Raw genomic sequence first — 10,515 nt, forward strand, 5'->3', positions numbered from 1 at the left:
TACGCCGCTATCGGGGCAAGCCCTCCACATTTGATCTCTACAAGTCTCGATATTGAGAACAAAATTGAAAATCCCCCTACAAACTCACTAAATATTCTTTATTTTCAATGAGTTGAAGATTTGGCACGCATCTCGCTATAGCCCTTCTCCAAAGCACCACCCCACAACAATAACAATCCGATGGAGACACACCATGAGTGTGATCATTGCCCTGGCAGCGCTCGCGTTGCTGATGCTGGCTGCCTACCGTGGCTATAGCGTTATCCTGTTTGCCCCCATTGCCGCCCTCGGCGCTGTCTTGCTCACCGACCCGTCCGCCGTCGCCCCTGCGTTTACCGGGGTGTTCATGGAGAAAATGGTCGGTTTTATCAAACTGTATTTCCCGGTGTTCCTGTTGGGTGCAGTGTTCGGCAAGCTGATTGAGCTGTCGGGCTTCTCGCGCTCTATCGTGGCGGCCGCGATCCGTCTGCTCGGCACGCGCCAGGCGATGCTGGTGATCGTGCTGGTCTGCGCCCTGCTCACCTACGGCGGCGTGTCGCTGTTTGTGGTGGTATTTGCGGTGTACCCGTTCGCGGCGGAGATGTTCCGCCAGAGCAATATTCCCAAGCGCCTGATCCCGGCGACCATCGCCCTCGGCGCGTTTTCGTTCACCATGGACGCCCTGCCGGGCACGCCGCAGATCCAGAACATCATCCCCAGCACCTTCTTCAACACCACCGCCTGGGCCGCGCCGTGGCTGGGTTTGATCGGCACCATCTTCGTGTTCTGCGCCGGCATGCTGTACCTGGCGCGCCAACGCAACAAGGCCCAGCGCGCCGGCGAAGGCTACGGCACCGAGTTGCGCAACGAGCCGGAAACCGCCGAGAACCTGACCCTGCCCAACCCGTGGATCGCGCTGTCGCCGCTGATCCTGGTGGGCGTGATGAACCTGCTGTTCACCCACTGGATCCCGCAGTGGTACGGCAAGACCCACAGCCTCAGCCTGCCAGGCATGAGCACACCGGTGACCACCGACATCGCCAAGCTCACTGCGATCTGGGCGGTGCAGGCCGCGCTACTGGTAGGGATCATCATGGTGCTGGTGTTTGGCTGGGCGGCGATCAAAAGCAAGCTGGCCGAGGGCAGTAAAAGTGCGGTCAGCGGCGCATTGCTGGCGGCGATGAACACCGCCTCGGAATATGGTTTTGGTGCAGTGATTGCCTCGCTGCCAGGCTTTCTCGTACTGGCGGACTGGCTCAAGGGCATCCCCAACCCGCTGGTCAACGAAGCGATTACCGTAACCCTGCTGGCCGGTATCACCGGTTCCGCGTCGGGCGGCATGAGCATCGCCCTGGCGGCCATGTCCGAGAGCTTCATTTCGCGGCCCATGCGGCCAATATCCCCCTTGAAGTGCTGCACCGGGTCGCGGCCATGGCCAGCGGCGGCATGGACACCCTGCCCCACAACGGCGCGGTGATCACCTTGCTGGCAGTCACCGGGCTGACCCACCGCGAAGCCTACAAGGACATTTTCGGCATCACGATCATCAAGACCCTCGCGGTCTTCGTGGTGATCGGTACTTTCTACGCCACCGGCATTGTGTGAGGTTTTCATGACGACTTTGAATGGCAAGACCGCCCTGGTCACCGGCTCCACCAGCGGCATCGGCCTGGGGATTGCACTGAGCCTGGCCAAGGCCGGCGCCAACCTGATCCTCAACGGCTTCGGCGACGCCAGCGCAGTGGTCGCCCAGGTCCAGGCATTTGGCGGCAAGGTGGGCCACCACCCGGCGGACGTCAGCGACCCGGCGCAGATCGCCGACATGATCGCCTACGCCGAACGTGAATTCGGCGGCGTGGACATCCTGGTCAACAACGCCGGCATCCAGCATGTGGCAGCCGTGGAAGACTTCCCGGCTGAACGCTGGGACTCGATCATCTCCATCAACCTGTCCTCGGTGTTCCACAGCACCCGCTTGAGCCTGCCGGGCATGAAGGCCAAGGGCTGGGGACGTATCGTCAATATCGCCTCGGTGCATGGCCAGGTCGGGTCGGTGGGCAAGGCGGCCTATGTGGCAGCCAAGCACGGCGTGATCGGCTTGACCAAGGTGGTGGGCCTGGAGACGGCCACCAGCAACGTGACCTGCAATGCGATTTGCCCGGGCTGGGTGCTGACACCGCTGGTGCAGAAGCAGATTGATGATCGCATCGCCACTGGCGTGGACCCGCAACAGGCGCAGCATGATCTGCTTGCGGAGAAACAGCCCTCGCTGGAATTCGTGACGCCGCCGCAGCTGGGTGAGTTGGTGTTGTTCCTGTGCAGCGAAGCCGGCGCGCAGGTGCGTGGTGCCGCCTGGAACATCGATGGCGGCTGGCTGGCCCAATAGCCCCAGACACAGTTGATCTATGTTGACGGTTAGATTTTTATAAGAACAAGAGACCTTGCTGATGTCCGACATCCTCTGGCAACCCTCACCCGAACGCATCCGCCACACGCGGATGGACCAGTTCCGTCGCTTCATCAATGATCGCCACACCTTGCAACTGGCCGACTACCCCGCGCTGCACCAATGGAGCATCGACCAGCGCCCGGACTTCTGGCAGGCCATCGTCGCCTTCTTCGACGTGCAGTTTCGCAGCCCGCCCACCACCACGCTGATCGAAAGCACCGAGATGCCCAGCGCCCAGTGGTTCCCCGGCGCGACCCTGAATTTTGCCGAGCACTTGCTGCGCCGTCGCGATGCTCATCCAGCGGTCGTCGCCATCAGCGAAGACGGCCAGCGCGAACAACTCACCTATGCCGAACTGGCCGCACACGTCGCCGGCCTGCAAAAAAGCCTGCGGGCAGCCGGTGTCCGCCAGGGTGACCGCGTCGCCGCATGCATGCCCAACACCTGGCAGACCCTGGTGGGCATGCTCGCCACCACCAGCTTGGGGGCCATCTGGTCGTGCTCCTCGCCGGACTTCGGCACCCAAGGCGTGATCGACCGCTTCGGCCAGATCGAGCCCAAGGTGCTGATCACCTGCGCCGGTTACCAGTACGCCGGCAAGACCATCGACCAGAGCGCCAAGCTCAATGAAATCCTCGAACGGCTGCCGTCCCTGGAGCAGTTGATTATCGTGCCGTATGCGCGGCCCGAGGCGCAGGTCGAGGACTACCGCACCCAGGCAAACGTTGCGCTATGGAATGCTTTTTACCAATCCGGCGGCGAGCCCGATTTTGTCGCGGTGCCGTTCGACCATCCGCTCTACATCCTCTACTCCAGCGGCACCACCGGCGTGCCCAAATGCATCATCCACAGCACCGGCGGCGTGTTGCTCACGCACCTCAAGGAACACGGCCTGCATGCCGACCTGTCCCGCGAAGACTGCCTGTTCTACTACACCACCTGCGGCTGGATGATGTGGAACTGGCTGGTATCGGTGCTGGCCATCGGCGCCACGGCGGTGCTGTACGACGGCTCGCCCTTTCATCCGGGCCCCGAGCGCTTGATCGACCTGATTGATGCCGAAAAGATCAGCGTATTCGGCACCAGCCCCAAATTCCTCGCCACCCTGGAAAAGGCCGGCCTGCAACCGCGCCTGAGTCACAACCTGGGCAGCCTCAAGGGGTTGATTTCGACCGGTTCGCCGCTGTCGCCCCAGAGCTACGACTACGTGTACCGCGAGATCAAGGGCGAGCTGTGCCTGTCGTCGATGTCCGGCGGCACCGATATCGTGTCCTGCTTTGTGATCGGCAACCCGGTGCTGCCGGTGCGCCGTGGCGAAATGCAGTGCAAGAGCCTGGCAATGGCCATCGAGGTGTGGGACGACCGGGGCCAACCGTTGATCGGCGAAAAAGGCGAGTTGGTGTGCACCCGGCACTTCCCGGCCATGCCCATCGGCTTGTGGAACGACCCGGACCAGAAGAAGCTGCGCGCCTCTTATTTCAGCCAGTTCCCCGGCGTGTGGGCCCAGGGCGACTACGCCGAGCAACGCCCGAACGGAAGCCTGCTGATCCATGGCCGCTCCGACGCCGTGCTCAACCCCGGCGGCGTGCGCATCGGTACGGCGGAAATTTATCGCCAAGTGGAAAAAATCCCGCAGGTGCTGGAGAGCCTCGCCATCGGCCAACGCTGGCAGGACGACGTGCGCGTGGTGCTGTTTGTGCGCCTCGATGAGGGCGTCGAGCTGGATGAGGCCCTGCAGCAGCAGATCCGCCAGGTCATCCGCGCCAACACCACCCCGCGCCATGTGCCGGCCAAAATCCTGGCTGTCACCGATATCCCTCGCACCATCAGCGGCAAGATCGTTGAATTGGCGGTGCGCAACGTGGTGCATGGCGAGCCGGTAAAGAACACCGACGCCCTGGCCAACCCGCAGGCACTGGAGCAGTTTCGCGACCGCGCGGAACTGGCGTGAAGATGAAAGGTTTCAGCGCTGAGGTACTCATTTGAAGACAAACTCCGAATGCATGCTATTTTTCGGGGGGTAGTCACCCGTTCCCGACTCACGGGATAATGGGTGTTGTCATTTTTCAAAGCGTTACGCTCAGGGCTTTTTATGAAAGGAACATCCACCGGCAGCGAAGCCGCCGCATTGATTGCGCGGCTGGACTGGGCACGAAGCCCGCTCGGTGAGGCCAATGACTGGCCGCAAAGCCTGCGCACAGCGGTCGATATCGTTATCCATTCGCCGATGCCGATGCTCCTGCTGTGGGGCAGCCAGCTCACCCAACTCTACAACGACGGCTTCGCGGCGCTGGCCGGCAATAAACACCCCGAGGCCATGGGCCAACCGGCACACCAGACGTGGCCCGAGCTGGAAGGCTTTACCGGCCCGATCTACGACGCCGTGCTCAGTGGCCAGGTGCGCACCTTCAGCGAGCAGCGCTTCGTCCTGCAACGCAACAATCGCGACACGGAAATCTGGCTGGACCTGACCTACAGCCCGATCCGCGATGAAAGCGCCAATGTGGCCGGTATCCTCGTCACTGCCATCGAAACCAACGAGCGCCGCAAGGCCCAGCACAACACCGAGCAACGGCTGCAGCTTGCACTGGCGGCGACCGACGCCGTGGGCACCTGGGATTGGGACATCGGCGAAGACCACTTTATCGCCGACGCCCACTTCGCCTACCTGCACGGTGTCGACCCCAGCAACGCGGGCCTGCTGCCCATCAGCGAGTACCTGCATGGCGTGCACCCGGAAGACCGTGGCACGGTGGCGCGCAGCATCAAGCACTGCATCACCCACGGCACCGAATACGCCGAGGAATACCGCCTGCAACAAGCCGATGGCCAGGTGCGCTGGGTCTTTGCCCGAGGCCGGTGTTACAAGGATCACAATGGCCGCCCGGCGCGTTTCCTCGGCGCCGCACTGGACCTGACCGAGCGCAAGCACACCGAGCAGGCCCTGCGCCAAAGCCAGACCGAGTTGCAGCTGATCATCAACGCGATGCCGGTGCTGATCGGCTATGTCGACCACGAGCAGCGCTTTCGCCTGAACAACAGCGCCTACCTTGAGTGGTACGGCATGACGCCCCAGGAGCTGTACGGCAAGAGCATCCGCGAGGTGCTCGGCGACGAGGTGTACGCAGGGCGCGAAGACAAGATCGCCGCCGCGCTCAAGGGCAAGGCCTGCAGCTTCATGACCATCACGCCTCACCGCGACGGGCGCCCGCGCCATGCGCTGATGAAGTACTTGCCGCGTTTCAGCAATGACGGCTCGGTGAACGGTTTCTACATCTTTGTGATCGACGAGACCGAACGCAAACTCACCGAAGAAGCCCTGCGCCACCTCAACGACAACCTCGAAGAGCGCGTGGCCCAGCGCACCCAGGCCCTGGCCGAGGCCAACCAGCGCCTGCAAAACGAGATGTTCGAACGTGAGCGCGCTGAAGATGCACTGCGCCATGCGCAGAAAATGGAAGCGGTGGGCCAACTGACTGGCGGCATTGCCCATGACTTCAACAACATGCTCACCGGAATCATCGGCAGCCTGGACCTGATGCAGCGCTACATCGCCGCCGGGCGCAGCGAGGAAATCGGGCGCTTTACCGATGCCGCCGTGTCGTCAGCCCATCGCGCTGCCGCCCTCACCCACCGCCTGTTGGCGTTTTCGCGACGCCAGTCACTGGACCGTCGCCCCACCAACCCCAACCAATTGGTGGCGTCCCTGGAGGACTTGTTCCAGCGCACCAAGGGCGCGCATATCGCGCTCAAGGTGCAACTGGGCCACGACATCTGGCCGGTCAACACCGACGCCAGCCAGCTGGAAAACGCCCTGCTTAACCTGGTGATCAACGCCCGCGACGCCATGCCCGATGGCGGCGAATTGTTGATCGAAACCGCCAACAGCTACCTGGACGGCACCGACATCACCACACTCGAACCGGTCAAGGCCGGCGACTACGTGATGCTCGGCGTGTGCGACAACGGCACCGGCATGGCGCCAAAAATCCTCGCCAAGGCGTTCGACCCGTTCTTCACCACCAAGCCCATCGGCAGGGCACCGGCCTGGGGTTGTCGATGATCTACGGGTTTGCCCAGCAGTCCGGCGGCCACGTCACGATCCAGAGCGAACCCGGCCAGGGCACCTGTGTGCGCCTGTACCTGCCACGCCTGCATGGCACTGCGCTGGAAAGCAACCGCCCCGCCAGCCTCAGCGAAGCGCCAGTGGCCCTGGCCGGTGAAGCCGTGGTGGTGGTCGAGGACGACCCGGCGGTGCGCATGCTGGTGGTGAATGTGCTGGATGAATTGGGCTATACCGCGCATCAGGCGGCGGATTCACGCACCGCGTTGCCACTGCTGGAATCGGACCTGCGCGTGGACCTGCTGGTGACCGACGTCGGTCTGCCGGGCATGAACGGCCGGCAATTGGCGGAAATCGCGCGCCAGCACCGTCCGGGGTTGCGGGTGCTATTCATGACCGGTTACGCCGAAAAAGCCGCCGAGCGCCAGGGCTTCCTGGAAGACGGTATGGACATGGTGGCCAAGCCGTTTTCCATCGACCTGCTGGCGACTAAAATCCGCAGCATGATCAGCGTGGTCGAATGAGTTCAGGCATAATCGCGCGCCGTCGCACACCTGGTAGAGACCAATGAAAGCCCAAGCCCGTCATATCCTGGTGAAAACCAGCGAAGAAGCCGAACAACTCAAGCAGCGTATCGCCAAGGGCGAAGCCTTCGATGTGCTGGCCAAGAAGTACTCCACTTGCCCGTCCGGCAAGCGCGGCGGTGACCTGGGTGAAGTGCGGCCGGGACAGATGGTCGGGGCGATCGATGCGGTGATTTTCAAGAAACCGGTGAAAGTGGTTCACGGGCCGATCAAGAGCAAGTTTGGGTATCACTTGGTGCAGGTGTTTTACCGGGATTGAGTGGTTGGCTTTAGATCGCTATCGGGGGCTCCTGTGGGAGGGGGCTTGCCCCCGATCCGCCAAAGGCGGCCATTCACTTACTCTCTTGAAATCAGTGCCCCCGGCACCTGAATGACTCGGCTCGCCAACCGATGCCCGGCCAACGCCGCCTCTTCCGGCGCCCCTCCCTTGAGCCGGCTGGCCAGGTACGCCGCACTGAACGAATCCCCGGCCGCTGTCGTATCCACTACCTTCTCGACCTTCAACGCCGGCACGACAAAGCGCTCGCCATAGCAGCGGATCAAACACGCATCCGCCCCTCGTTTGAGCACCACCTCGTCAATCGCCGGATACGCCGCAAACACCTGCTCGCTGTCGGCATAACCAAACAACGCGCGCTCGTCATCCTCCGTGAGCAAGGCGATATCCACCTCGGCCAACACGTTGCGATACGCCACACGCGCCGCCTCGACAGTGGCCCACAAGCGCGGCCGGTAGTTGTTGTCGAACACCACCCTGGCGCCACGGCGGCGGGCTTCGACCAGCGCTTGCAGCAAGCGTTCACGCCCGATCTCGCCCAGTACCGCCAGGGTAATGCCGCTGAAATACACCACGTCATAACGGGGTAACGCCGCCAGGATCGGCTCGGCTGCCGGCGTGGTGAAACAGTCGCGCACGGCGGCTTCGTTGCGCCAGTAGAGGAATTTACGCTCGCCGTGGGCGTCGGTCTGGATGCAATACAAGCCCGGCAATCGCCCCGGCAGACGCTGGACCAGGCTCAGCCCCAAGCCTTCGTCGGTCCATTGTTGGCACATGGCGTCGCTGAAGCTGTCGTCGCCCAAGGCAGTGACATAGTCCACCGCGCCGATATCGCCCAGCTCGCGGCGCAGGTACACCGCCGTGTTCAGGGTGTCGCCGCCGAAGCTTTGTTGCAGGCTGCCGTCGGCGCGGTGTTGCAGTTCGATCATGCACTCGCCGATGAGGGCGATGCGGGGTTGGGTGGTCATGGCTGCTGTCTCGGTGGGGCTGATGGCCTCATGGGCAAGCCCCCTCCCCAATGTGGGAGGGGGCTTGCCCCCGATAGGAGCGACGCGGTCTAGAAGCAAGTGTGCAGGGACTCGACCACCTGCAACTGCTCATCCACCAGGCAACCCACCTGCCATTTGTCGAAGGTCAGGCATGGATGGGACGTACCAAAGGAAATGATGTCGCCAATGCGCAGTTCAACCCCTGGCGCCACGACCATGAAGGCATGCTGATCCATCACTGCGGTAACCTTGCAGGCGCTCACATCATCGCCTTGCGCCGGCACGATACCGGCCTTGTAGCGCTTGAGCGGTACCGGCAACCCGGCGTCGTACGCCACGTCACGCTTACCCAGGGCAATGACTGCAAAACCTGGCTCAGGCAACGACTGCACATGGGCCCAGACTTCCAGCGCCGGACGCAGGCCTTCATGGAGGTCGCTACGACGGTCGAGCACGCAGCACTGCGCCTCTTTGTAGATACCATGGTCGTGGGCCACATAGCTCCCGGGGCGCAGCACGCTGAGAAAGCGCCCGGCGGCGTTCTGTTGCTCAAAGGACTCGGCGATCAGGTCATACCAGGCGGAGCCCGAAGCGGTGACGATTGGCTTGGCCAAATCGAAAGCGCCGCTGTTTTGCAGGTCCACCGCCAGACGCACCAGGCTGGCGGCAAACTCGCGGATGCCGCTGATGGCGTGCTCGCCATGGATCACGCCCTCATAACCCTCGATACCGGTGAGGGCCAGCGCCGGTTGAGCCTTGATGGCCTTGGCCAGGTCGCGCACTTGCTGCTCGCTGCGGCAACCGCAACGGCCACCGACCACGCCGTACTCGATCATCACGTTCAAGCGCAGGCCACGGGCGGCGAAGAACAGGCCCAGGTCGGCGACGTTGTCCGGATGATCAACCATGCAGTGGAAGTCAAAATCAGGGTCGGCCAGCAGGTCGGCGATCAACGCCATGTTCGGCGCGCCCACCAGTTGGTTGGCCATCAACACGCGGCGCACGCCGCCGGCATACGCGGCGCGGGTCTGTACGGCGTTGGCCAGAGTAATGCCCCAGGCGCCTTGGGCGATCTGACGCTGAAACAGCGCCGGCATCATGCTGGTCTTGCCATGGGGCGCGAGTTCGGCGCCGCTGTTGCTGACAAAGTCCTGCATCCAACGGATGTTGTGTTCCAGGGCGTCGCGATGCAGGACCAAGGCCGGCAAACTGACGTCACGGACCAGGTGGGCACCGACGGCGGCGGCGCCTTTTTCAACGGCGTTGATGGCAGACATGAAAAACTCCTATTCGTTGATGCGACGGGCCAGGTGGTTGGCGCTGTCGATCAACACCCGGCGATAGTCGTTGTAGTTTTTTTGCGCATCGGCCCGTGGGGCGACGATGCACAGGGTCGCAATGCTGATGCCCTGCGCGTCCCGCACCGGGGCGGCAAAGCAATGGGTAAAGGTGTCGGCCACACTGTCGAAGGAAAAGAACCCATCGAGGGTGGCCTGGCGGATCTGCGCAAGGAACGTTTCCAGCGGCAGGCGCTGACCGTCCGGCAGGATGAAATCGTCATGGTCGATCAGGTCGACGATCTGCTGGTCGCTCAGGTGCCCCAGCAACAGACGCCCGGAGGCGGTCCAGGGAATCGGCGCGTTTTCGCCGATGTCCGAAGAAATCCGGAAATGCCGCTCGCCTTCGCGCATCAGCGCTACCGTGTATTTGCGTCCATTGAGCAGGCACATCTGCGCGGTTTCGTGGGTCTGGCTGACGATTTCCTGCAAGGCGTGATCGGCCTCGCGGGTCAGGTCGAAGTGGCGCAGGTGCGCCTGGCCGAGGAAGTACAGCTGGCGACCGAGATAGACGTGACGTCCTTGCCCACGGTTTCCAGGATGCGCCGTTCCAGCAGGGACGCGACCAATTCGTAGACCGTGGATTTGGGGCTGCCGATACCGCTGGCGATATCATTCGGGCGCAGGGGCTGGCCGACTTCCTTGAGAAAATCAAGGATGTCGAATGCACGGTCCAGGCCTTTGGCGCGGCGTTTGATGGTGTCTTCGGTCATGGCAATTTCAGTCCGGTCGAAGTTGTTGGGTACGACACAATTCTCCTGTGGGAGGGGGCTTGCCCCCGATGAGGGAGTGTCAGCACATGCATTTGTGACCGACTCACCGCCATCGGGGGCAGCC

The 10,515-nt window shown here is 62.7% G+C and carries 5 protein-coding genes and 3 pseudogenes; 5 read left to right on the plus strand and 3 right to left on the minus strand.

Translation table 11 applies throughout. From position 1 onward, the window contains the following. Positions 1-193: 193 nt before the first annotated feature. From IQK56_RS27895 to IQK56_RS27915, 5 genes and pseudogenes are all read left to right on the plus strand, one after another. Positions 194-1,584, plus strand: a pseudogene (locus tag IQK56_RS27895) (GntP family permease). Positions 1,585-1,591: 7 nt separating this feature from the next. After that, positions 1,592-2,365, plus strand: a complete 774-nt coding sequence (locus IQK56_RS27900; protein ID WP_122306172.1) for a 3-hydroxybutyrate dehydrogenase — start codon at positions 1,592-1,594, stop codon at positions 2,363-2,365. A gap of 61 nt (positions 2,366-2,426) precedes the next feature. After that, positions 2,427-4,379 carry an acetoacetate--CoA ligase gene (locus tag IQK56_RS27905; protein ID WP_193863981.1) on the plus strand — a complete coding sequence of 651 codons (1,953 nt, stop codon included), beginning with the start codon at positions 2,427-2,429 and terminating at the stop codon, positions 4,377-4,379. Between the two features lie 141 nt (positions 4,380-4,520). Then, positions 4,521-7,015, plus strand: a pseudogene (locus tag IQK56_RS27910) (PAS domain-containing hybrid sensor histidine kinase/response regulator). A 43-nt stretch (positions 7,016-7,058) separates the two neighbouring features. Continuing rightward, positions 7,059-7,334 carry a peptidylprolyl isomerase gene (locus tag IQK56_RS27915; RefSeq protein WP_003174397.1) on the plus strand — a complete coding sequence of 92 codons (276 nt, stop codon included), beginning with the start codon at positions 7,059-7,061 and terminating at the stop codon, positions 7,332-7,334. A 77-nt stretch (positions 7,335-7,411) separates the two neighbouring features. Here the strand turns inward: IQK56_RS27915 and IQK56_RS27920 are convergent, their stop codons facing one another. The 3 genes and pseudogenes from IQK56_RS27920 to IQK56_RS27930 form a co-directional block, all read right to left on the minus strand. After that, on the minus strand, positions 7,412-8,320 hold the full coding sequence (locus tag IQK56_RS27920) for a sugar kinase (RefSeq protein WP_193863980.1): 909 nt from the start codon (positions 8,318-8,320) through the stop codon (positions 7,412-7,414). 89 nt (positions 8,321-8,409) lie between these two features. Next, positions 8,410-9,618, minus strand: coding sequence for an amino acid deaminase (locus IQK56_RS27925; protein ID WP_122310276.1), 1,209 nt, complete (start codon positions 9,616-9,618; stop codon positions 8,410-8,412). A gap of 9 nt (positions 9,619-9,627) precedes the next feature. After that, positions 9,628-10,391: pseudogene (locus IQK56_RS27930) on the minus strand (IclR family transcriptional regulator). Between the last annotated feature and the right edge of the window lie 124 nt (positions 10,392-10,515).

Origin of the sequence: Pseudomonas cyclaminis, from assembly GCF_015163715.1 — a bacterium.
GTDB lineage: Bacteria > Pseudomonadota > Gammaproteobacteria > Pseudomonadales > Pseudomonadaceae > Aquipseudomonas > Aquipseudomonas cyclaminis.

Coding starts and splice junctions, on each gene's coding strand:
- IQK56_RS27920 (WP_193863980.1), bottom strand. CDS start 8,320: ATGACCACCCAACCCCGCATCGCCCTCATCGGCGAGTGCATGATCGAA.
- IQK56_RS27905 (WP_193863981.1), top strand. CDS start 2,427: ATGTCCGACATCCTCTGGCAACCCTCACCCGAACGCATCCGCCACACG.
- IQK56_RS27900 (WP_122306172.1), top strand. CDS start 1,592: ATGACGACTTTGAATGGCAAGACCGCCCTGGTCACCGGCTCCACCAGC.
- IQK56_RS27915 (WP_003174397.1), top strand. CDS start 7,059: ATGAAAGCCCAAGCCCGTCATATCCTGGTGAAAACCAGCGAAGAAGCC.
- IQK56_RS27925 (WP_122310276.1), bottom strand. CDS start 9,618: ATGTCTGCCATCAACGCCGTTGAAAAAGGCGCCGCCGCCGTCGGTGCC.